Here is a 21,917-nt window from a genome sequence, read left to right on the forward strand (position 1 = left end):
TTACACCTTCTGGAGAATCGACTGCATCACATCTTTAATCGCACGAGTGGTGGTCGCATTGATATTGTAAACAACAGACCATTTGTTGATCGCGTGCTGAAGCTCGGCAAGCTTTGATGGATCATCGGCATTGGTTTCTAGGTTCTTGATGGCTGCCGTCACTTCTGTGTTGGCATCTTTCGCTTGTTGTTCTAACTTAGCTTTAACATCATCAAGGTTTACACTGTTACTAGCATCGTAAAATGACATAAGACTTCCTCGTATTTTTTAGTTAGCTTCGTATGATTCAACGACCGCATGGGCGGCTGTGTAAGCTTCATACTGTTTGAGTAGCAATTGGTACTGCTGTGGTGAGCACCCTAAATCCAACTGACGTTTCACCACCGCTTGTGCTTCTAAGAGCTTGCTCTTAATCTTGTGCACTTCCGCACCGTTTGTGTCGTTATTTAAAATTTGTTCAAGATTTGTCATTGTTCGTCTCGCCTTCATATCCAAGTTCTATTGTTATCACCCGCCCGCCTTTAACCAACTCAATACCAGCAGGTGTAACACTGGATATTCGGTAGCCCTGAGGCGTTCTTGCACCGACCATATAGCGAACGTTATCGGTCAGAATCACATATGGAACCTGGCCAAAGTTAACGCTACGAAACGGGAAATCGATGTTAGTGCCTTTACTCACCTTAGGTATGGATTTCAAAACTAAGTACGGTTTCTCACCATATTGTTCCCGGAAGTCTCGGGTCACACCGTAAAATCGAGTCGTTTCGATATCATCAAGCTCACCACGAACTTCGATGCGATCACCGCTGGTGACCAACTGGACTTTCTTCAGTAGCTCCGCATCCGTTAATAACGCTTTTAGCGTATCCATGTAGGCACCCGCTCGCTGCAGTTCAACCTTCCACGCAACAAGACCAGGCACGTCTCGCTCCAAGATTTGTTCAACTTGGTTCCAGCGGCTTGCATCATCGATATAGCCCGTCAGCAGCAGTGTGCCGGTCTCATCGCCATTTTCGACTTTCACTTGGTGATAGCCGAGGTTGCGCAAAATAAATCGAACCCCGCGACGAATTTCTTCCATCGTTCTTAAGTCACTTTTGTAATTGATGCCCAAGACATCAATTCGACCAAGCAGATCGAGTTTCTGTGTTCGGTCTTCAACATAACCCTCTAGGACTGCTTGGCGTGCGGCGGCATTCCATTCCACACGAACGTCGCTAAGTTTGAGCTCGCCTAAGATGTTACGTACCAAAACAATGGGTTCTGCTTCTGTAACAATTTCATTGTTGTTTCCGTTAGCTTGGCTGTACCACATACCAGCAAAAATGACACTCGGGACAAAACTGCAAAGCAAAGCGATGAGTGTTGTTTTTTTCCAGCTAGAGCGTTGCACAGCAACCACAGGTGTATTCTGTTGGCTAGATTCGTCGCTGACGTTACTCACAATTAACGCATCTTCCGCGTATCCCAGAGCGAACTTCACAACGCCAACCGAGACAACAGCATGGCGTGACAACTCGATACCATCACCTGCAACAGCGATGTCTTCACTGTTAAGATTTGCCTCTTCACAGCCTCGTAAAATGACTGAGTCTTGCTGGCAAACGAGGGTGAAATGGTTCGCTTCGACCCCAGCATCAGACAGTACAAGATCAGCAATAAAGTCGTCACTGCCAAGCACGAGAGCACCTTCAGGTAAGGTGACTTCTACTCCGGTATGCACGCCTGATAAAATACGAATTTTCCATTGCTGCATCGCGGTTAAGACTCCTCTGAAGGGCGCACACACTCACTTTGTGAGTCATCACATTCCAATACTTTCACCCGCCAACCCTTTTGCCCTGTTGGTAATTGGCACTGCGTTAATTGAGACGACTTTTGCTGTGACAATAAGTCTTGTTGATAGCGCTCGGCTTGAACCCTCGATGTGCAGCTATATACTTCCACTACCGATTTAAATTCAGCGCTATTGTTGGAGATGTTGTTAAGCTTGCCGATACTTGGTCGCAAGTCATATTCGTTGCCAATCAACACACTATCGCCAATACCATCCACAACAATTCGAGGTTCTAAAATAAACATTCGTACTGTGCGGCGCTTAGTATTGGTATTACTTCTAAACAGCGCGCCTAAATATGGGATGTCTCCTAGCAATGGCACTTTACGTAACTGATGGCTCACTTCATCTCGGTACACACCACCGATAAGTAAGCTTTGCCCTTGTTTAACCGTCGCTAAGGTGCTGATTTCAGTTTTACGAACGGAAGGAAGGTCATCGACGCCACCATCAGCGATCTTTGCACCGTCTTCGAGATGAAGGCTCAGGTTAATTTCAGGTCGTGCAGCAAATCTATCACCAACGATACGTGGGACAATTCTCAGTAACGTGCCATACGTGACCTCTTCCAGTGCTGCGGTTTCTTTACCAACCAGCTTGACGTAAAACGTGCTGCTGTTGTTCAGTACCGCTTCGACATTTTCCTGAGTTAACAATGTTGGTCTTGAAACCACTTGAGCACTGCCTTTGGATTCCAATAAACGAATTTGAGCCAGCAAGTAATTTAGGTTGGTTGAATCAAGCAAGGACTTAAAGTTCTGTCCACTGCCGAGCGTCACATCCCCCGAATTCACATCCCCTGTTGTTTTGATATCGACAATGCGGTTGTTTCCGACAGACACTCCCGCTCGCCAATCCACGCCTAACTGACTTAAATCGTTGGCACTGATATCGACAATCGATAGCGCGACTTCAATTCTTGATTGCGGCTGGTCTAATTGCGCGACCAGTTTACGATAGAGCGGTAATCGTGCTTGAGTATCACGAACGATAATCGCATTAAGGCCCGGCTCTGCTTCAACTGTTGCGCCACCATGAACTGAGGCGGTTTTATTACTTTTTACAGGCTTATCTGAACTGGTAACTTCTTTGCTAGACGCACTCGTCACTTGAGTTTGAACACCAGACACGACCCGTTTTAACACCGATGCGATGCCAGGGACCGTAATTGTCTGATCTCGATATGCAATTTCTCTATCCGTTGCAGAAGCGTACTTCAAAGGAATTATCTCAACGAATAATTCGTCGGTTGAATTCGATTTCTGCAGCAAGCGCGTTTCCAATGCCTCCGCCGTTTGTACCACTAAGTCGACATAACGTGGAGGACCCGCAAGATAGACTAACCCTTTGCTCTCAGCCGCTCTCCAACCATAACGAGAATCCCAAACGCCGGTGGAAATTAACGTACTGCGTAGCTCTCTAGCCGTAAGTAATTCCAATTGAAGTAAACGTGAGCGAGTTTCTGTCGCCTTATAGACATGTAAGACGGCACCATCGAAATACCACATCAAGTTGTACACTTGCGATAAGTAATCGAGGAATTCCGCCGGATCTTCAGGGGTAAAACGCCCATTCACTCGATCGTTGACTTTGTCACTAACAGAAACCGAGACACGATAATTTGCACCGAAGTTATTCAACAACTCTTTTAATGAGTCGTTATCTGCATAGTAGCGGAACGGTTGTTCGGGCCAGTGTAAGTCTGTTGCTTGCGCATATCCCAAAGGAACAACACTCACTGCGCATAACAATGCCTTTGTTGCAGCACGTCTAATGTTGGGAAAGATTTTTAGCATCATGGTAACCACACTGTATGGTTGATTGTGTGGTTCACACGTTCTTGTTCCAATAATGCAATGTAACGCTCACAGAGATTGACGTGCTTAGAAAGCAAAGCAGAGAACCGTTCCACCGAACAGTCCTCAACCCGTACTTTACTTTGCAAAATCAATTGCTGATCATCATTGGTTGTCAGTACGCCGCCATCCTCACGAATGGTTTTTAATGAGAGCTGCATGCAACGTTGTAACGCTTGTTCTTGTTGATAATCTAGATGCTCTTTAAACTGGAAGGGTAACGTCGCTTCCCATAAAATCCATGACGCATGTTGCTTGATGGTCAGTGATAACTGGTCAACCTCGATGTTGTAAGAACCATTTTCTGAGGCAATAAAATCCCCTACCTTTAGCGCTTCCGCTAAAGATTTCATCATCTTATCTAACATTTAACGCCCTATTTAGATCTGGCTGAGGTGATTGCAAGCCTGGCCGCACTGACCACTTTGAGTATCAAAATAGTAGTGATCGATATCACCAACAGTTTGCATGTTCTTGAACCATTGCCATACTTTCGCAACCGCATTTTGGTCGTTGTAAACCACATCGCATGCATCCCAAACTTCGTTCAGCTCAGGGGCTTCAAGTCGCGCTTCCAAACACCAATTTTTCCACTCAGAAATAAATTGTTCGGTTGTAGAGGTGTACTCCGCGAACCCTTTCAGCTCGTCTAAAGACGGTTGCCACTTCTCAATTAACAAACGATGACATTCAATCACTTGCAACTGTTGTTCGCTTAACGTCCCAAGTTGCTTTTTAAGTTGATGCTGCTGGCTCTTAATAAGATCGAGTTGCTGTTGAACAAAGACGGCACTGGTGTCTTCCCCTGATAGCTTCGACCAATATTCCTTCTGAATATCGAGTTGATTGATAAGTTGTTCAACTTTAATCGAAGCATGAAGAGCACTTTGATCGACTTGTCGGTTAATCCACTCGTTGAGTGATAAATGGAAACAAAGCATCAACGTTTTTGGGACAGCCAAATTAAAGCGAAAGCCCAGACGAGAGTTGATGTAGTCCAGCCTTTGTTCGAACGTTGTGATTGTGCTGCTATCACTGAGCTGCGATCCAATTTCCAAAAATAAACGCATGGCAAACCGGTCTATCGAAGCACCAAGTTTTTGATACGTTTTAACTAACTGGCTAGCGCATAGGCTATCGACGACATTTCTATCCAACAAGCGTTGAAGTAAAGATAACTGCTCATAATTTATGACGCCTTCACTCAACAATTGTCGGTGATTGACGTGCACAACATTGAGATCCTGCGTAGGTTTCGAGGCGCTTTCATAACGAGCTCCTCTTTGTAAAACAGTCACTTTCCGCTGTGTCACTATGCTGTCTGGAAAAAGCGAACGGCGTCGCCAATGCTGCTTTTTCATTTATGTTCGTCTCCGCACCCCTTTCGAACAATCCAGAAAGAAAGAGATGTAATAATTTTTAATCGTTCGTTGTTACACGATACATAATAGAATTTACACTGGTGAGTGACTTTCAAAATTAGTCAGAAAATTTTAGTCCCAAGTCATTTCATTTCGCGATAGCCACTTGATCGTCTCCCGAACGTACGCGGCTTGGGGTCGTTCCAAAACGACGACGGTAACTCTGCGTAAAGTAAGACTGGCTGGAAAACCCTGCCTCCATCGCCACATCTACGATGCTCATCTTGCTCGTCAACAGCAGTTTATGAGCATGCAGTAGTCGACGCTCACTGATCCAGGCTCTTGGAGAAATGCCATAGTGCTCATTAAAAAGCTCTTTAAAAGTGGTTAAGCTGGCACCAAACTCCTGCGCGTAGTCTGTCAACTTCCATTCTTTTAAGTAATGCTGTTCCATAAATCGACGTAACCGTTCCGACGTACGGTTTGTTTGTTGTGACAGCAACGCATACAGTGATTCTCCTCCTTTGCTGTGTAGCAAGAGAATGAGTAGTTCTTCGTATTTTAGGCACATAATGGCATCAGGGTACGCTTGTTGCTCAAGCGTCTGCATGCTAGAAAGCACTTGTTCAACGAGTATGTTCAAACCAAAAGTAAACAAACCAGAACAAACTTTGTCTACCTTAGGCAGCATCATCAAGAGATCACTGTGTTTTTGCAGCAACTGACTAACGAGTTCATTGTCGTAAGCAATAATCGACGCTTTGTATGCCCCATCTAGTGGAGAGTACTCTAACAAGTAATCCCCTTGGGATAGAAATACCCCATTTTCTGCAGCAACATCGATTGTGCAATCACCTGTTTGAACTCGAAGCTGACCATTGTGAACGACAACAATGTGAGACTGGTCTGAGTGAAATACTTCGTCAGATTTTTCATAGCAGGAAAAACTACGAATTTTTCGTGAACTCGAGTCGACCCTTTCTGAGTTTAGTTGGCCTGACACATCCATTTTCTACCCTTCATTATTTTGAGTTTCTCAGTGCAAATGTTGAGAAACTTTCAAAGCACTACTTTGATTGTTGTTATTTCTAAGTACTGCTGTATGAATTAAAGAAGCAAAGAAAAGAGCATAGAAGTTCTATCACTTACCATACCCCCCGAATAATTAGCGAATAACCCAAGCATTACCTTTACCTAAAGGTAAAAGTTTGACTTAGTAAATTTCTGCTGTCCGTCTTTATTATTTTTATCAGATAGCGTTTATCATTAGCCAAAACTTAAATATCATTTGGTTATTTAAGTTTGGTTGTTTTGTTATACATTAGAATACAATTAAATAGATTTCGGCATCGTTTCGAGAACAAAATTAAATTTCCAAAATCATAAAAATGTATATTTTATAGCCTAAAACGCCAAACCAACGTGTTCAAGGAGCGAGATATAATCATAAAAAATACTGTTTTTGCAACAAGTATGAGTCTAAAAAACAACTGACCCGATGACTTCAAAGTCATGTAATTAATGTTTATAAAAGACAACAAATCTTTCACAAAAGGAAAGATATAGTCTTTATTTTTATAAATTAGAAAATTCTAATAAAAATGTAGTGCTTAAAATTTTATCTGTTTATTTTTGGAACAAGAATCAAGTTTTCTTGTTTATTTCCCTCTAAAAATAAATAGCTCTTTTCTTTTTCCGCAACGAGCTCACCGTTTGAATAAAGCTTTCCAATAATCTTCATTTTTCCTTCACCAGCTTGAATTGGTGCAATTAAAAACGAATACTGCACAGGCAACTGAACGCCTTGGTAGCTCTGAGACGCCGATTTAAGACATTGATTATCAATAACTTTACATATTTCCACTTCAAGAGAAGTAATCGAAGGTGGAAAGTAGCCGTCGACAGAAACCCAACCATAGACTGATGCCTGACTCTGTGTATCAAAGCCATCCACCCCATTGACGGACACAGTCTGACTGCACCCACTCAGTATGAATAACCCAATAAAACCAGCCCATATAGAATTGTTCATTATGACCCCATAAACGTATTTTATATAATCTAGCTCATTTGAAATTCACACAATTCTTTATGTAAAAATATAAAAGATCAACTTATATTTATACTACAAGCGGACAATAAATCGCATTTTTCAACAACACGTAGTTAACATGGACTGTAATTTCAAAAGCAGTTTCTGTTCTCTTTCATTCCTTCCTTAATTGAAGTTCATTAGAGAAAAGTGATATTCATATATATCATTGCCATTAAGATATGCATCTGAACACATTTAATTTTTCCGTTCTATTTCTCTCAACACATTTAAAAGCCAAAATATAATAACAACCGACTAATATTGATAAACATGAAGAGATACATCTAATATTTTCCTTGATAAAATTTCAAAAGGGACTACTCCTATGTCAGCACGCCAAACTATCGATGAGATTTTGCTAAAGTTTGCTCATCAAATAGGCTTGCCTGCACTGCATCTAACGGAAAATGAAGTAAGCTTAGCCTTTGATGATAATCTAAGGGTGCATATCATCTTTCATCCTGAATCGACAACTCTGCAACTCGAAGCTGAGATTGTTGGCCTTCAAATTGTAAATTCCGATCTCTATCGCTCTTTCTTGGCCTTTAATTATCACTGGCCTGAGCACCAGTTATTTTTTAGTTTAGATAACCACCGACATGTCCTATGTTTAAACCGACTCATTAACATTAGGCGACTGGATTACGAATATTTTGAAACAGCTTTAGCAGAATTGCTGACGCACAGCGAGTCGTGGGAAGCGTTATTGTCTTCTCATGTAACCATTGATGAGGCACCACCGATGCCACAAACTTTAGACTTGAGAGTTTAGGTGTCTTTATGTCCAATGACATCCAATCCACATACACCAATTCATCGGTTCATGACGTTCAACAAGCGCAGCAAAGTGATGCAGTGCCGCAAGGAACGTTTCATGGCCGTAAAGTCACCCTACTCTCCTCATCAGAAAGCAGTATGACGCGAACAAGCTCTAAAAGAGAGCTTGGTGAATGTTTAAATCAATTTGCCAGTCTCGAATCTTGCAATCGCGTTTTGGACTTTGATCCGCAACTCAATATTGACAAGCAAAACGCCGCCGTAGAAAAGCTTATGGAACGAAAAGTGGCGATAATTCAACGTTCCTGATATCACAATAAAAGCAGGTTAAACATCTAGGTTAACCTTCAGCCGACAAGCTCACGCTAATAAAAAACCCCGAAGATTCGGGGTTTTGATTCATACTGCTTTTTCTTTATTAATTACTTAGTTTCACTAGAAGAAGCCTAACGGGTCGATGCTGTAGCTAATCAGCAAGTTCTTAGTATTCTGGTAGTGATCCAGCATCATCTTGTGCGTTTCGCGCCCGATACCCGATTTTTTGTAACCACCGAACGCTGCGTGTGCAGGGTAAGCGTGGTAACAGTTAATCCAGATCCGGCCAGCTTCAATATTACGGCCCATACGATATGCAACGTTCGCATCACGTGTCCAAACACCTGCGCCTAAGCCATATTCAGTGTCGTTTGCGATTTCCAACGCTTCAGCCTCATCTTTGAATTTGGTGATAGCGATCACTGGGCCAAAGATTTCTTCTTGGAAGATTCGCATCTTGTTGTGGCCTTCCAACATGGTTGGCTGAATGTAGTACCCCTGGTTGATAGACTCTGGCTGTTCTGACACTCCACCACCAAAGACCACTTTTGCGCCTTCTTCACGGCCGATTTCCAGGTAACTTAAAATCTTATCAAACTGTTCTTGAGAAGCCTGAGCACCGACTTGAGTATCGGTATCGAGCGGATTACCTTGTTTAATCAGATGTGCGCGTTCCGTCAGTTTCTCTACAAACTTGTCATAAATCGCTTCATGAACCAGTACGCGAGATGGACAGGTACAAACTTCACCTTGGTTGAAGAAACCAAGTAACGTACCTTCGATACACTTATCAAGATACTCATCTTCGTAATCGAAGATATCTGAGAAGTAGATGTTTGGAGATTTACCACCTAACTCAACTGTCGATGGGATCAAGTTGTCTGCTGCACATTTCAGAATGTGGTTGCCAACTTGCGTAGACCCGGTAAACGCGAGTTTCGCAATGCGGTTGCTGGTTGCTAATGCTTGACCCGCTTCAGAACCATATCCGTTTACAACGTTGATGACACCAGGAGGAAGAAGGTCACCGATTTTTTCCATCAGAACCAGAATGGATGTTGGGGTTTGCTCTGCTGGCTTCAATACCACACAGCAACCCGCCGCTAGTGCCGGTGCTAGTTTCCAAGCCGCCATCAACATTGGGAAGTTCCACGGAATAATTTGACCAACCACACCAATCGGTTCTGGGAAGTGGTAGCTTGCGGTGTGCTCATCCAGTTCTGCCGCACTGCCTTCTTGCGCGCGAATACAGCCAGCGAAGTAACGGAAGTGATCCACTACTAAAGGTAAATCTGCCGCCAAGGTTTCGCGAACTGGTTTGCCGTTTTCCCAAGTTTCTGCAACCGCAAGCTCTTCTAGATGCTGCTCAATACGGTCAGCAATTTTCAGCAAGATGTTCGAACGTTCTGTCACGCTGGTTTTGGCCCATTTTGCTCTGATGTTGTGCGCGGCATCCAGTGCTAAATTAATATCTTCCTCGCCAGAGCGAGCAACTTTACAATACGCTTGTCCGTTGATTGGTGAGATATTGTCAAAGTACTCACCACCCGTTGGTTTTACCCATTCCCCACCGATAAAGTTATCGTAATGCGATTTAAAGTTAACAATGGCATTTTCACTACCTGGCTGTGCATAGATCATAACTCTTCCTTTTGTTTCTCGTTCAATGTGTTATTGCAGTGTCGTATCGCACTGTTCACAAAGAGCATTACGCAAGTCACACGCCAACTACACCACACTTGTTGTTAATTAAATGTAAAACTATGATTACCAAGCGATAACAAACCAAGTGAGCGACGTTTGAGCGGATGTATGGTGTGAACACCAATGTTCAAGTGTTCCAAAATGGCACACCCTCACTGTGACAAAATGGTACAGTCATGGAACTTCAACACATTAGCGATAACAATTGGCTTTCAACTTCATGGGTCAGAAGTGAACAAGCGGGTTTAAAACAGCGTCGACGCCCTGAAGATATTCGAGTAACGCCAGCAACGCTCCAAGATAGGCGTCACCAACTCAATTTTTTGCTAGAGGCAGTCACTCAATTTGCGCTCCCTTTGTTTAATCAGCTATTTGCTCATAGCGACAGTCGCTTAATTTTGACAGACTCAGATGGTGTCATCATCGGCAGTTGGGGACAGCCTAGATTTCGTGAAAAGTTAACGGAAATCTCGCTAAGCTCTGGAGCATGCTGGCAAGAAAAGGTCAAAGGCACCAACGCGATTGGTACAGCTTTGGTTGAAGCAAAGCCCGTTTCTGTTATTGGAGATCAGCACTTTATCCAACACCATCGTTTTATTAGCTGTTCGGCTAATCCTATTTTCGATCATCTTGGTAACCTCATTGGCGTATTAGATATTACGAGCGAGCAAAAGAGACATGACTTCTCAACGCAAGTACTAGTACAAAACATGGTCCAGCAAGTGGAGAATCAACTACTTAACTTGATTCCACAAGGGCATATTCGTGTGGATTTAGCGTGCGAAAAAGGTTTACTGAATAGTTGTTGGCAAGGAATTATCATTGCAAATGAAGACGGACAAGTTTTGGCTCACAATCAAGTAGCCTCTCAACTTTTTGCGCAAAAAAATATCATTGGGCAATCCTTAGACGACATTCTATCCACTCGGGGAAATGTGCACCCTTTCGTTTTCAAAACAAAACCGCTTACCGATAAATATAGCAAGGTCAAGTCTCGGGCTGTAGCGGCGTCCAATGATCTTCATTATGGCGACTCCGCTGTTGAGCACTGTTGGCAGCAAGCCAATCGCGTCATCGATAAAGACATCAGTTTGTTGATTATCGGAGAGACTGGTGTTGGCAAAAACGAGTTTGTAAAAGCACTCCATAAAAACAGCCAGAGAAAAACGGGACCGTTAGTTTCCGTCAACTGCGGAGCGCTACCAAAAGATCTGGTTGAATCTGAATTGTTTGGCTACGTAGCCGGTGCCTTTACTGGCGCAAACAGCAAAGGCTATCAGGGAAAAATTCGCCAAGCGCACAAAGGGATTTTGTTTCTGGATGAAATCGCGGATTTACCCTTGGAAGCTCAAAGCCGCTTGCTCCATGTATTGCAAGATAAAACCGTGCTTCCCGTGGGTTCAAACCAAAGTATTCAAGTCGATACGCAAATCATTGCAGCCACGCATAAAGATCTGGAACATTTGGTCAGCGAAGGATTGTTCCGCCAAGATTTGTATTATCGCCTTAATGGCTTGATCATTGAGCTACCTCGCTTTGAGGAACGTGATGACAAACGACAACTGATAGAGAACATTCATCGGCGTCACGCCGAATCTGAACAACAGCTTTGCCCTCACCTACTTTCTCTGATGCTGTCTTACTCATGGCCAGGAAATTTACGTGAACTCGATAGTTTAATCAAAGTATCCGCCTTAATGGCGCAAGGTGAAGAAATATTGGAACTCACACACGTCCCAGCCCACCTAAGTAAGAAACTCAGCCAAGCTCAAGAAGGGGCAGCATCCGCTGAACCAACTTCAGAACTGCGTGCAACCGTCGAAGATAAGTTGCTCAAAACATATCAAGCCAATCAGGGGAACATTAGCAAAACGTCTCGTATGCTTGGTGTGAGCCGAAATACCATTTACAGAAAGTTGAAAAGCCTTGGCATATTAAGTTAATTCTACGACCTCAGATACAAAAAGAGCACCGTTGCGGTGCTCTTTCTCTTTGAAACCTAGCTTACAGGCCGCCTTGTTGTTGCGCCTGTTTTACTAATGCCTGACGTTGAGTTTCCTTCTCAGAGATCACTTGATTGTCCTTGTGCATTTCCTGTTCCAATTCTGCTGGAATGAAAACAAAGTACTTGTTAAGAGTCATCTTAGAACCTCAATTTGCTGTGTTAATTACCTTCTTGGTCGACGTAAACAAAACCAGAAAAACATGTTTTACTGGATCCTTGTTGCTAGTTTCAAAAAATAAAGGATGTTCATATAATAAACATCCTCCATGTGGGCGCTAATTATAGGCGTAGTTTAAAGGCTTACCTAGCACTCTTTTTCACCTTTTGTGCAATCTGAGTTTCGATCGAAAAACGGGTTTAATTGCCCGTAGTTACTAAGGTATTGTTAAAAAGAGAAAAAAGCTTTTACTGTAACTGACGACAAGGATGAGCTTACGAGTGTAGTTTCACTTGCAATTGTGCATCGTAGAGTTCGAATACGATAATAATAACGCTACATGCCCTTAATCTGCGTAGTTAAAAACTTTGAAGTTATAGACAACCGAAGTCATATCTGTGCAACTCAGTTTAACGATTTGTCTACCAGTTCAATATTTCACCTTTTTTGAGAAATCTTTAGCCACTTTTTTGTGTTAAACGCCCCAAAAGAGCAGACAATTAAAAGTGTGGCATATGACCACAATTGTCTATCCCCACTTAGCTTCGGGAGGCGTTTATGAAAAGTAACAAACTTGGCCATGTGATGTCTTTCAGCAGGATGTTTTCCTTCATTGCATTCTTGACGGCCACATTCGCATGGATTCTCAGCATGTACGCCCTATTCACTGTTTCTTTAGTGGCTCTTGTGGTCAGTGCAATTCTCTACCTAAAAGACAGATTTTATCAAAACAAGAAAACGACCACTGAAAAGAGCGCCTAGGCGCTCTTTTCTATTGAATGTCATTTCTATGTGACTTGATATAGTTATCAATCCGTTCGAGTTCGTGAAAATAACCATACATACCAATACGATTAATTTCTGGTTCTATACAGTATTTTTCTTCTTTTACCATAGCTTCTACAAACATTCCGCTTGATGCAATTGTGAAAGGTGGACATGTCAAGTAACCGTTGGTTTCGGCAATATTTTGCAGTCGTCCGAACTCCCAAAGTCTTCCAGGAATAGCAACTAGCAAAGCAAGTACAGTTGCAAAACCCATCCATTTGATCGATACACTTGAAGATTTAAAAATAACACGAGAAGCTATAAATACACTTAAAGTCGGAGCTAGAATCAGGCCACTAACACTAATCACATGAGACGTACTTAAATATATGACTAAAAAGTTACTATTTATTTGATGTTGGAGAGACTCTAATGTTAAATACTCATACAACCGATAACTTGAGTACGCACTCAAGGTAATACATATTACCAAAACGAAAGCTGAATGCGCCGGGTGCTTCTGTTCTATCATAAGAAAATAGCCTTGGTGGTAGCACGCTTAAGTTGACTTATAGATTTGCGTCTCACAATGTCTTCATTGATTTCGTCAATTGCTTGTATAGCCCTCTTCTCAAAGTGCTCATCGATAGCCGCAATAACTTTTTCTTTCAATTCGAGCTTTCCTTCCAAAGAATTTAGCACCTCTCCAACTAATAAAGCAGCAACAATACCAACTCCAATAGGTAATAATACGACTCCTGTAGCACCTATAAAATAAGCTCCTGCTAAGTATCCAATTGTCGCTGAAATTGAAGCTTTTATAACGTCAGAACTCACATTGACAACCCAATTACTGAACAAATAATCTTTTTTAAATGCAAGCTCTAGAGTTCGATAGGGGACTGAATAAATAATTGTGAGAAACACTCCACCTTTAGCACTCACTTTCAGACCAGCTTGTCCTATTCCTAAAGCCAAAATGTTGGCATTGTTCAAAAGGTAACGTGTGCCTTTTACTATACTTCTGAGTCTGTGGTTGCCTTTAAAGGTGATGTAACTTTTAGAACCATTCCTAGTTATCTCATATTTCCCGATTATCGTCCCTCCTTTATGAAGGTCTTCTGCGAGTATATAGAATGCGGCAATATCATGTAATAAACTTCCCCTCGAGCTAACAAACTCAGCAACTTTCATAGATGCTGCAAGGTCCTTAACTTGTTCTTCACTTAATCCTTTGAATCTTTTTTCAAATATCCAAAGATCAACGAGGCCTCTGCTATCTAATACATATATATCTACTTCATTTTCTTCAATTTTCTTTAAGCAACCATTTCTTTTAACTTTATTTCTTTTACTCAAACACTGAAACTTATCGGTGGTCATCTCCACTATTCCTTAGACTTTTTAACTCGGCATATTCTAATCGGAAGAAAAAAACCTGCTCTCCCATTTCTGAGAAGTGCGTGACGAATCAACGTTTAATGTAACTTTTAAATCTACCAATATCTTACAGACGCAAAAAAGGATGCCACTTGGGCATCCCTTTATATCTTTATATTTAGTCGGTTTACTTAAAACGATTACACGTCGTAAGTTGTAGACGCTGTGTCGCCGCCTGTACCAGTCCAGTTAGTGTGGAAGAATTCACCACGTGGACGGTCAATACGCTCATAAGTGTGAGCACCGAAGTAGTCACGTTGAGCTTGAAGCAGGTTCGCTGGTAGACGAGCAGTTGTGTAACCGTCTAGGAAAGATAGCGCAGAAATCGTACATGGCATTGGGATACCAGACTCTAGAGACTTCGCTGCTACTTTACGCCATGCTGCTAGGCTGCCTTGTAGGATGTTTTTGAAGTACTCATCAGAACCTAAGAACGCGATATCTGGGTTCGCTTCGTACGCATCACGGATGTTGCCTAGGAATGCAGAACGGATGATACAACCACCACGCCACATTAGAGCTACGTTACCGTAGTTTAGGTCCCAACCGTTCTCGTTAGACGCTTCGCGCATTAGCATGAAGCCTTGAGCGTAAGAGATGATCTTAGAAGCTAGTAGCGCTTGACGTAGTGCATCAACCCACTCTTGCTTGTCGCCTTCAACTGGAGTGATTGTCTTACCGAATAGAGACTCAGCTTCAACACGTTGGTCTTTCAGTGCAGATAGACAACGAGAGAATACAGACTCAGAGATAAGCGTTAGTGGAATGCCTAGGTCTAGTGCGTTGATACCAGTCCATTTACCAGTACCTTTTTGGCCTGCTGTGTCTAGGATCTTCTCAACTAGAGGCTCACCGTCTTCATCTTTGTAGCCAAGGATGTCAGCCGTGATTTCAACAAGGTAGCTGTCTAGTTCAGTCTTGTTCCAGTCAGCGAATACTGCTTGCATCTCGTCTGCAGACATACCAAGACCGTCTTTCATGAACTGGTAAGCTTCAGTGATAAGCTGCATGTCACCGTATTCGATACCGTTGTGTACCATCTTAACGAAGTGACCAGCACCGTCGTTACCAACCCAGTCACAACATGGCTCGCCAGCGTCAGTTTTTGCAGAGATACCTTGGAAGATAGGCTTAACCGCTTCCCAAGCTTCAGCCGCGCCGCCAGGCATGATTGAAGGACCAAAACGTGCACCTTCTTCACCACCAGATACACCAGTACCGATGAAGTGAATGCCTTTCTCACGGCAATGTGCTACGCGACGGTTTGTATCTGGGTAGTTAGTGTTACCACCGTCGATGATGATGTCGCCTTCGTCTAGAAGCGGAATTAGGTTGTCAATGAACGTGTCAACAACGTCACCTGCACGAACCATAAGCATCACTTTACGTGGTGTTTCTAGCTTCTCTACTAGTTCTTCTAGAGAGTATGCACCGATGATGTTTGTGCCTTTCGCTGGACCTTCCAGGAACTCGTCTACTTTAGCAGCAGTACGGTTGTGAGCAACCACTTTAAAGCCGTGATCGTTCATGTTTAGGATAAGGTTTTGACCCATTACTGCTAGGCCAATTACACCGATATCACCTTTCATTGTTTCTCTCCAATTTTATTTCATCGACGAGCAGCGTCTTAAGCAATTTTTGCTGCCGCGTCTAAATCTAAATACCATTCCGTTAGGCCCGATTTCGCTTGAATCTTAGCCGCTGGGTATGGCAGTGCGTGTGCTGGTGAACTGTTAATTTCTTCAACAATGTCCGCTTTTCCTGCACCAAGCACTAAGTAACTAATGCGTTTCGCTGCTTCTAATACGCGTGCGGTTTTCGACACACGAAGTTGGCCCGATTCAGGATGCGACGCCACAAGAGATAGGTTCGCATCATCATAATTCGTTTGGCCAGGGAACAGAGAAGCTGTATGACCATCTGCACCAACGCCTAATAAGATCCAGTCAAACACAGGTGTGCCGTTTTCATTCGGGATTACCTCTGCCATCTCTTTTGCAAAGCGCTCGGCTTCTGCTTTAGGCTCATCTTCGCCACGGATGCGGTGAATGTTTTCTGCAGGAATATTTACTTGGCTAAACAACAACGTGTTCGCTTCACCGTAGTTGCTTTCTGCATCGTCAGGGGCAACACAACGTTCGTCACCCCACCAAAAGTGGAGGTTTTCCCATTGAATGGAGGTTGCGTAAGCCTCTGAAGCCAGTAGTTTAAACAGCATTTTAGGAGTGCTGCCGCCAGAAAGAGAGATGTGAACAGGTCTGCCCATTTCGCTAAACGCTTTCATATCGTTAGCTAGGCTTTCAACTACCTGTTCTGCTGTTTGGTAGATCTTATGGTTGATCATAGTTCACAGTAATCCGTATCTGTTAAGTTTTTACATGGGAAACGCCAAGCGCGGCCATCACGCTGTAACAAGTCATCTGACTCTTTAGGTCCCCAAGTGCCGCATGCGTACCCGAAGAGGGATTGTGGATCTTGCTTAAAATCTAAGATTGGCTGTACGTATTGCCAGCACGCTTCCACCGCATCACTACGTGCAAATAGCGTAGCATCACCATTCAAAGCATCAAGTAGAAGACGCTCGTATGCCGTTAGCATTTGCGTTTCTTGCAGGTCAGCGTAATGGAAGTTCATTTTCACTTCCTTCGCTTCAAAGCCTGCGCCTGGCTCTTTCAAGCCAAAGCTCATTTGAATGCCTTCGTCTGGTTGAATACGAATGATCAGCTTGTTTTCTGGTGCGTTTTGACCAAACACAGGATGCGGTGTTTGTTTAAAGTGGATAACCACCTCAGTAACGCGTGTTGGAAGACGCTTACCAGTACGCACGTAAAATGGCACGCCATTCCAACGCCAGTTGTTGATGTACGCTTTCAAACCGATGTAAGTCTCTGTACGAGAATCGTCTGCAACTCCCGGCTCTTCACGGTAGCCGCGTAGGCTTTGCCCACGAACTTCAGACGCCGTGTATTGGCCTAATACTAGGTCATTGCGCAGAGCGTTTTCGTCTAATGGCTTTAGGCATTGAAGCACTTTTACCACTTCATCACGCATCGAGTCTGCATTGATTTGCGCTGGTGGTTCCATACCTACCATTGCTAATACTTGTAGCAAGTGGTTTTGGAACATGTCGCGCACAGCGCCAGAGTTGTCGTAGTAACCACCACGCTCCTCTACGCCAAGGAATTCTGCGCCTGTGATTTCAACGTAATCAATGAAGTTACGGTTCCAAAGCGGCTCAAACATCGCATTAGAGAAACGAAGCACAAGTAGGTTTTGTACCGTTTCTTTACCTAAGTAATGGTCAATTCGGTAGATTTGATGCTCTTGGAAGTGCTCGTGAATTTCTTTGTCCAGAATACGCGCCGATTCAAGATCATAGCCGAATGGTTTCTCAATGATCAGGCGTTTCCAGCCATCCTCTTCACTGTTAAGACCATGTGCTGCAAGACTTGCAGGGATCACACTGTATAAACTTGGTGGGGTTGCTAAGTAAAAAAGCGTATTGCGTTGCTCGAATTGATATTCGTCTGCAAGTTGGTCTAAGCGAGAAGATAGCTTACCGTAATCTTGTGTGTCAGAAGTATTAATTGCTTGGTAGTGCAGATGGTTAATAAATGCATCAAGCGTTTCTGGCTCAGTCTTTTCCATTTCCTGAAGCGATTTTTTCAGCTTCGCGCGGTAAGACTCATCACTGTATTCAGTGCGACTTACACCCAGAATGGCAAAATTCTCTGGAAGCTGCTTGTTCGCGTAGAGGTGGTATAAAGCAGGAATGAGCTTACGGTACGTAAGGTCACCTGAAGCACCAAAAATAACGATGCTGCTGTTTTCTGGTATTACCATCATCTTTCCCTTAAAAACGAGGTACTTATTGTGTGCCCGGATACGGCTAGAGAATGAGCCAACCCTATCAATGGCACCTCAAAATAGAAAATTGGTCTTACCTATTACGTTGATAGGTAAAGTCTATGGGCCCAAAGAACCTCAAGAAGTTGCATTTCCGATTCTTGGAAACACGACGTATTGAGGTCATTTAAGTCACTTATGTCTCAAAAGTACACACTGTACTCGCTGGAGGAGAGTCCGACACGGGGCAATATTGTCTACGACTATTTGATTTACATCAACACTTGCCAGTGCAAACGTTTAAATAAGTTGCACAAAACGTCATAAGCGATTGTATTTTATTGATAAAAAAAGTTTCATCTGAACGCTCCAGAATTTAAGCAAAAACTCTAATATGGGCAATAATTACTCATACTTGCAATCCATTACAGTTTTATCGTGATCTGTGTTACTTACTTTTTATTTCATCATCCTATTGATAATGATACTCAATTAAAGATAATGAAATCACTATTAATGTGAAAGTAGAACGCCATGAAATCAAGCGCCATTAACCCACACCCCATAAACCGAATACAATCGGTGCTTGACTACATTCACACCAACTTAGACAGCACTCTGAGCGTAGATGAAATATCGAAAGCAAGTTGTTGGTCGCGCTGGCAACTGCAACGCGTATTTCAACAACACACTGGCGTATCCGTCGCTCACTACATCAGAGAGCTTAAACTTAGCCTTGCGGCTGAGCGCTTAATCCATACTTCTGACCGCTCGTTAGATATAGCGATAGAAATGGGATTTACATCTGAACACGCATTTAGCCGAGCGTTCAGGAATATGTTTTCAAAAAGCCCCCGTGAATATCGAAAAACGCAACAACTCTCCGGGTTGAGACAACCTTTGACGCTGCGTAAGACACCAAAAGAAGAGAAAAAACATCAGCGCTTTATTGAAGTTCGAATAGAAACAAAACCGGCTTTTGAACTTGCTGGTTATCATGAACCTATTCACGGATTGTTTTCCGCTGCGCCCGATTTCCAATCCAAAGTACCGTCACTTTGGTCACGTCTTTATTCATCTGAAAACCTTAACAATTCGGAAAGTAGTTACTTTGGCGTGATTGATGTGACTCAAGCGTATTCAAACAACCAACAACTTGAGTATTGGGCAGGTTATGAGTGCAGTCCAACAGCAAACGCACCAAGATCAACGAACTCTTCCAACTCGGGGTTAGACCTCTTGGCTGTTCCTGAGCAAACCTACGCCGTCATTACACACATAGGCAAAGCATCAGAGCTCGCCTCAACGCTGGAATGGTTTATTTTACATTGGCTACCCTACTCTAATTATCATGCTATCGATGGTTATGAGTTAGAGCTTTATCCAGAAGGTTATGATGTTGATAGCGAACAAGCACAAATGCAGTATTGGATTCCTGTCGAGCCAAACGACTCGCTATCTTTAAAACCTAAGAACAGAAGAATAAGTTCCAAAGATTAGTGTTTTGCACCAAATTGTTAACTTTTCCTATTTCTTTGAATATAGAATACAAATAACAATCATTATCAATAAATAGAAAAAGTAGTGGAATTTATAAATATGGAAAGTCCGATTCGATTTCATCGTTCAGCGGTTGCTATCGTCGTATCCGCATTGCTCGCTGGCCACGCCAATGCGACTGAGAGCGTATCCCAACACGAAACGATTACGGTGCTAGGAGAAACATACCGAAACACCGCAACTAAAACCGTTTTAGAACCGGAAGAAACACCGCAAGCGATCACGGTAATCACTAAAGATGACATGGACCTACGCGGCGTAAACTCGGTGAGCGAAGCATTGCGTTACGCGCCTGGCGTAAATACAGAATTGCGTGGCGGTGCCGTTTCCCGACTTGACCTATTCAATATTCGTGGTTTTATTAACTACACCAACTTTTATGATGGTCTTCCTTTGCTGTACAACGGTTGGAACCTTCAACCGCAGGTCGATTCCGTTGCTCTTGAGCAAATCGAGGTTTTTAAAGGGCCAACGTCTGTTCTTTACGGCAATATTCCACCAGGAGGTATGGTCAATATTATCGCCAAGGCGCCTCAGTCAACACCCTCACACTCTGTCTCGATTAGTACTGGGACTAACAACCTAAAAGAACTGACGTTCGACACCACAGGACAAGTTGGTGATTCTAATGTTGATTACCGTATCGTCGGCCTGGCAAAACAGCGAGATGGTCAAGCCGATACGTCTGAAGACGAACGTTATGTACTCGCCCCATCTTTCAATTGGCAAGCGACAGAAAGCACATTAGTGAACGTGAATGTTTACTATCAAAATGATCCATCAGCAGGTATCTACACGACTGTGCCTGCATCTGGCTCAGTGATTAAAAACCCACTTGGCTCGATGTCACCAAGCACTTATTTGGGGGATGAGGACTGGAACACTTACGAACGCGAAGTTCTGATGATGGGTTACAAAGTCCAACACGACTTTAACAACAATTGGCAATTTCTACAGAATGCCCGCTACATGACCGCCGATGCCTATCAGGAAAACACATATAACGGTGCACTTGAAGCGGATAACCGTACCGTTGGTCGAAATGCCTATTTAACCGATGAAAAGTCCAAATCCTTTGTGATTGACAACCAACTATCGGGCTACGTTAAAACAGGAAATTTTGAACATAACTTATTGTTCGGGCTTGATTATCAGTATCTAGATTCAGATGTAAAATACAAAGACACGCTTGGGTATTCGCTAACTCAGGACATTTTTAATCCTGACCACAACAGCATTGATCGTAATGCACTGAATTTCCAATACAAACAAAACTTGGATATCAAAACGAAGCAGATTGGCGTTTATTTCCAAGATCAAGTTCGTTACGACCAACTTGTAATGATTGCAGGTCTTCGTTGGGATAAATACGATTCAAATACAGACGCCGTTAGCGATTATCTAGGAACAGTATCCAAGAGCAAGGAAGAGTTAGACGATACCAACGTATCTTTCCGAGTCGGTGGTTTGTATGAGCTAGACTTTGGTCTCTCGCCATACCTTACTTACTCGGAAAGTTTTGAGCCAATTGCGGGTGCCGACTCTTCTGGTAAAGCATTTGAGCCATCAACCGGTCATCAATGGGAGTTAGGCTTTAAATACGCCCCATTATCTGGTGATATCTCAGGTAACTTAGCACTCTTCCATATTACGAAGAAAAACGCGATCTTGACCGATCCGAATAATCCTTATGCACCGAACTATCAAGCGGGAGAAGTGGTATCACAAGGTATTGAACTTGAGGCAAAATGGCAAGTTACAGCACAAGCTGATTTCACTCTAGGCTATACATATACCGATATGGAGATTACCGAGGACAGTTATTACAACCAAGAAGGTAAAACGCCGGTTTGGGTACCTGAGCAAACGGCTTCTCTATGGGCAAATTACTTCTTTGAAGGAAATCTTTCAGGCCTTCGTACCAGTGCTGGCGTTCGCTATGTCGGGGAAGCACAAATTGATGCACAGAATAGTCAAAAAGTACCGGACTACACCTTGTTTGATTTAGCAGCAAGTTACGATTTCTCAACGGTATCTGAATCAATGAAAGGGGCTAGCGTCACGCTTTCTGCAAGCAATCTATTCGATAAAGAATACTATTCTTGTTACGACAAAAATAACTGTTGGTTTGGCGCTGAGCGCTCTATCGAAGCGAAGTTAGAATACAACTTCTAACCTCTTAGAACGGAACAG

The 21,917-nt window shown here is 43.1% G+C and carries 21 protein-coding genes; 6 read left to right on the forward strand and 15 right to left on the reverse strand.

The window, feature by feature from the left end; all coding sequences use genetic code 11:
• The 8 genes from sctF to R7M92_RS15280 form a co-directional block, all read right to left on the reverse strand.
• Positions 1-249: a type III secretion system needle filament subunit SctF gene (gene sctF, locus R7M92_RS15245; protein WP_005377199.1), complete on the reverse strand. Its 249-nt coding sequence runs from the start codon at positions 247-249 to the stop codon at positions 1-3.
• Between the two features lie 18 nt (positions 250-267).
• A complete protein-coding gene (locus R7M92_RS15250) occupies positions 268-471 on the reverse strand; it encodes an EscE/YscE/SsaE family type III secretion system needle protein co-chaperone (RefSeq protein ID WP_005377198.1) in 204 nt (67 codons plus the stop codon).
• A complete protein-coding gene (sctD, locus tag R7M92_RS15255) occupies positions 458-1,759 on the reverse strand; it encodes a type III secretion system inner membrane ring subunit SctD (RefSeq protein WP_213912363.1) in 1,302 nt (433 codons plus the stop codon). Before sctD ends, R7M92_RS15250 begins: the two co-directional genes overlap by 14 nt.
• A gap of 5 nt (positions 1,760-1,764) precedes the next feature.
• A complete protein-coding gene (gene sctC, locus R7M92_RS15260) occupies positions 1,765-3,639 on the reverse strand; it encodes a type III secretion system outer membrane ring subunit SctC (protein ID WP_238939336.1) in 1,875 nt (624 codons plus the stop codon).
• Positions 3,636-4,064, reverse strand: coding sequence for a YscB family type III secretion system chaperone (locus tag R7M92_RS15265; RefSeq protein WP_005377195.1), 429 nt, complete (start codon positions 4,062-4,064; stop codon positions 3,636-3,638). The genes sctC and R7M92_RS15265 overlap by 4 nt, the downstream gene beginning before the upstream one ends.
• Positions 4,065-4,076: 12 nt before the next feature.
• Entirely contained in the window at positions 4,077-5,057 is a 981-nt protein-coding gene (locus tag R7M92_RS15270) for a T3SS regulon anti-activator ExsD domain-containing protein (RefSeq protein WP_318133761.1), read from the reverse strand.
• A 148-nt stretch (positions 5,058-5,205) separates the two neighbouring features.
• Entirely contained in the window at positions 5,206-6,066 is an 861-nt protein-coding gene (locus tag R7M92_RS15275; RefSeq protein WP_005377191.1) for an AraC family transcriptional regulator, read from the reverse strand.
• 609 nt (positions 6,067-6,675) lie between these two features.
• Positions 6,676-7,089: a YscW family type III secretion system pilotin gene (locus R7M92_RS15280; protein WP_042523812.1), complete on the reverse strand. Its 414-nt coding sequence runs from the start codon at positions 7,087-7,089 to the stop codon at positions 6,676-6,678.
• A 388-nt stretch (positions 7,090-7,477) separates the two neighbouring features.
• Here R7M92_RS15280 and exsC point away from each other — a divergent pair, with 388 nt between their 5' ends.
• Both exsC and exsE2 read left to right on the forward strand, forming a co-directional pair.
• The gene (gene exsC, locus R7M92_RS15285; protein ID WP_005377174.1) at positions 7,478-7,924 is read left to right on the forward strand and encodes a type III secretion system regulatory chaperone ExsC; all 447 of its coding nucleotides are present in this window, start codon (positions 7,478-7,480) and stop codon (positions 7,922-7,924) included.
• 8 nt (positions 7,925-7,932) lie between these two features.
• A complete protein-coding gene (gene exsE2 / locus R7M92_RS15290; protein ID WP_005377171.1) occupies positions 7,933-8,238 on the forward strand; it encodes a T3SS regulon translocated regulator ExsE2 in 306 nt (101 codons plus the stop codon).
• 126 nt (positions 8,239-8,364) lie between these two features.
• Here the strand turns inward: exsE2 and R7M92_RS15295 are convergent, their stop codons facing one another.
• On the reverse strand, positions 8,365-9,885 hold the full coding sequence (locus R7M92_RS15295) for an aldehyde dehydrogenase family protein (protein ID WP_104975362.1): 1,521 nt from the start codon (positions 9,883-9,885) through the stop codon (positions 8,365-8,367).
• Between the two features lie 239 nt (positions 9,886-10,124).
• Here R7M92_RS15295 and R7M92_RS15300 point away from each other — a divergent pair, with 239 nt between their 5' ends.
• Positions 10,125-11,891, forward strand: a complete 1,767-nt coding sequence (locus R7M92_RS15300) for a sigma-54-dependent Fis family transcriptional regulator (protein ID WP_042523814.1) — start codon at positions 10,125-10,127, stop codon at positions 11,889-11,891.
• A 61-nt stretch (positions 11,892-11,952) separates the two neighbouring features.
• Here R7M92_RS15300 and R7M92_RS15305 read toward each other — a convergent pair whose 3' ends face one another.
• Positions 11,953-12,090, reverse strand: a complete 138-nt coding sequence (locus tag R7M92_RS15305; protein ID WP_005377165.1) for a hypothetical protein — start codon at positions 12,088-12,090, stop codon at positions 11,953-11,955.
• A 578-nt stretch (positions 12,091-12,668) separates the two neighbouring features.
• On the opposite strand from R7M92_RS15305, the gene R7M92_RS15310 reads away from it, so the two are divergent.
• Positions 12,669-12,872, forward strand: a complete 204-nt coding sequence (locus R7M92_RS15310) for a hypothetical protein (protein WP_005377162.1) — start codon at positions 12,669-12,671, stop codon at positions 12,870-12,872.
• Positions 12,873-12,882: 10 nt separating this feature from the next.
• Here R7M92_RS15310 and R7M92_RS15315 read toward each other — a convergent pair whose 3' ends face one another.
• From R7M92_RS15315 to zwf, 5 genes are all read right to left on the reverse strand, one after another.
• Positions 12,883-13,410, reverse strand: coding sequence for a hypothetical protein (locus R7M92_RS15315; protein WP_053350328.1), 528 nt, complete (start codon positions 13,408-13,410; stop codon positions 12,883-12,885).
• Positions 13,407-14,261, reverse strand: a complete 855-nt coding sequence (locus R7M92_RS15320; RefSeq protein ID WP_053350327.1) for a hypothetical protein — start codon at positions 14,259-14,261, stop codon at positions 13,407-13,409. The genes R7M92_RS15315 and R7M92_RS15320 overlap by 4 nt, the downstream gene beginning before the upstream one ends.
• Positions 14,262-14,458: 197 nt before the next feature.
• Positions 14,459-15,907: a decarboxylating NADP(+)-dependent phosphogluconate dehydrogenase gene (gene gnd / locus R7M92_RS15325; protein WP_005442184.1), complete on the reverse strand. Its 1,449-nt coding sequence runs from the start codon at positions 15,905-15,907 to the stop codon at positions 14,459-14,461.
• 38 nt (positions 15,908-15,945) lie between these two features.
• Positions 15,946-16,662, reverse strand: a complete 717-nt coding sequence (gene pgl, locus R7M92_RS15330; RefSeq protein WP_005387158.1) for a 6-phosphogluconolactonase — start codon at positions 16,660-16,662, stop codon at positions 15,946-15,948.
• Complete coding sequence (zwf, locus tag R7M92_RS15335) at positions 16,659-18,161, reverse strand: glucose-6-phosphate dehydrogenase (protein ID WP_017634563.1); 1,503 nt, start codon at positions 18,159-18,161, stop codon at positions 16,659-16,661. Before zwf ends, pgl begins: the two co-directional genes overlap by 4 nt.
• Before the next feature lie 537 nt (positions 18,162-18,698).
• Between zwf and R7M92_RS15340 the strand changes: the two genes are divergently transcribed.
• Complete coding sequence (locus R7M92_RS15340; RefSeq protein WP_137282067.1) at positions 18,699-19,664, forward strand: helix-turn-helix domain-containing protein; 966 nt, start codon at positions 18,699-18,701, stop codon at positions 19,662-19,664.
• A 99-nt stretch (positions 19,665-19,763) separates the two neighbouring features.
• Positions 19,764-21,899: a TonB-dependent siderophore receptor gene (locus tag R7M92_RS15345; protein ID WP_213904052.1), complete on the forward strand. Its 2,136-nt coding sequence runs from the start codon at positions 19,764-19,766 to the stop codon at positions 21,897-21,899.
• Positions 21,900-21,917 lie beyond the last annotated feature (18 nt).

Origin of the sequence: Vibrio sp. Vb2880 (genome assembly GCF_033337975.1) — a bacterium.
GTDB classification, from domain to species: domain Bacteria; phylum Pseudomonadota; class Gammaproteobacteria; order Enterobacterales; family Vibrionaceae; genus Vibrio; species Vibrio alginolyticus.

Bases quoted from the DNA above. Each gene is read 5' to 3' on its own strand.
- R7M92_RS15310 (WP_005377162.1), top strand. From the start codon at position 12,669: ATGAAAAGTAACAAACTTGGCCATGTGATGTCTTTCAGCAGGATGTTT.
- R7M92_RS15305 (WP_005377165.1), bottom strand. From the start codon at position 12,090: ATGACTCTTAACAAGTACTTTGTTTTCATTCCAGCAGAATTGGAACAG.
- R7M92_RS15295 (WP_104975362.1), bottom strand. From the start codon at position 9,885: ATGATCTATGCACAGCCAGGTAGTGAAAATGCCATTGTTAACTTTAAA.
- R7M92_RS15320 (WP_053350327.1), bottom strand. From the start codon at position 14,261: ATGACCACCGATAAGTTTCAGTGTTTGAGTAAAAGAAATAAAGTTAAA.
- pgl (WP_005387158.1), bottom strand. From the start codon at position 16,662: ATGATCAACCATAAGATCTACCAAACAGCAGAACAGGTAGTTGAAAGC.
- R7M92_RS15275 (WP_005377191.1), bottom strand. From the start codon at position 6,066: ATGGATGTGTCAGGCCAACTAAACTCAGAAAGGGTCGACTCGAGTTCA.
- R7M92_RS15270 (WP_318133761.1), bottom strand. From the start codon at position 5,057: ATGAAAAAGCAGCATTGGCGACGCCGTTCGCTTTTTCCAGACAGCATA.
- R7M92_RS15280 (WP_042523812.1), bottom strand. From the start codon at position 7,089: ATGAACAATTCTATATGGGCTGGTTTTATTGGGTTATTCATACTGAGT.
- sctC (WP_238939336.1), bottom strand. From the start codon at position 3,639: ATGATGCTAAAAATCTTTCCCAACATTAGACGTGCTGCAACAAAGGCA.
- R7M92_RS15265 (WP_005377195.1), bottom strand. From the start codon at position 4,064: ATGTTAGATAAGATGATGAAATCTTTAGCGGAAGCGCTAAAGGTAGGG.
- R7M92_RS15250 (WP_005377198.1), bottom strand. From the start codon at position 471: ATGACAAATCTTGAACAAATTTTAAATAACGACACAAACGGTGCGGAA.
- exsC (WP_005377174.1), top strand. From the start codon at position 7,478: ATGTCAGCACGCCAAACTATCGATGAGATTTTGCTAAAGTTTGCTCAT.
- R7M92_RS15345 (WP_213904052.1), top strand. From the start codon at position 19,764: ATGGAAAGTCCGATTCGATTTCATCGTTCAGCGGTTGCTATCGTCGTA.
- sctD (WP_213912363.1), bottom strand. From the start codon at position 1,759: ATGCAGCAATGGAAAATTCGTATTTTATCAGGCGTGCATACCGGAGTA.
- zwf (WP_017634563.1), bottom strand. From the start codon at position 18,161: ATGGTAATACCAGAAAACAGCAGCATCGTTATTTTTGGTGCTTCAGGT.
- sctF (WP_005377199.1), bottom strand. From the start codon at position 249: ATGTCATTTTACGATGCTAGTAACAGTGTAAACCTTGATGATGTTAAA.
- R7M92_RS15300 (WP_042523814.1), top strand. From the start codon at position 10,125: ATGGAACTTCAACACATTAGCGATAACAATTGGCTTTCAACTTCATGG.
- R7M92_RS15315 (WP_053350328.1), bottom strand. From the start codon at position 13,410: ATGATAGAACAGAAGCACCCGGCGCATTCAGCTTTCGTTTTGGTAATA.
- gnd (WP_005442184.1), bottom strand. From the start codon at position 15,907: ATGAAAGGTGATATCGGTGTAATTGGCCTAGCAGTAATGGGTCAAAAC.
- R7M92_RS15340 (WP_137282067.1), top strand. From the start codon at position 18,699: ATGAAATCAAGCGCCATTAACCCACACCCCATAAACCGAATACAATCG.
- exsE2 (WP_005377171.1), top strand. From the start codon at position 7,933: ATGTCCAATGACATCCAATCCACATACACCAATTCATCGGTTCATGAC.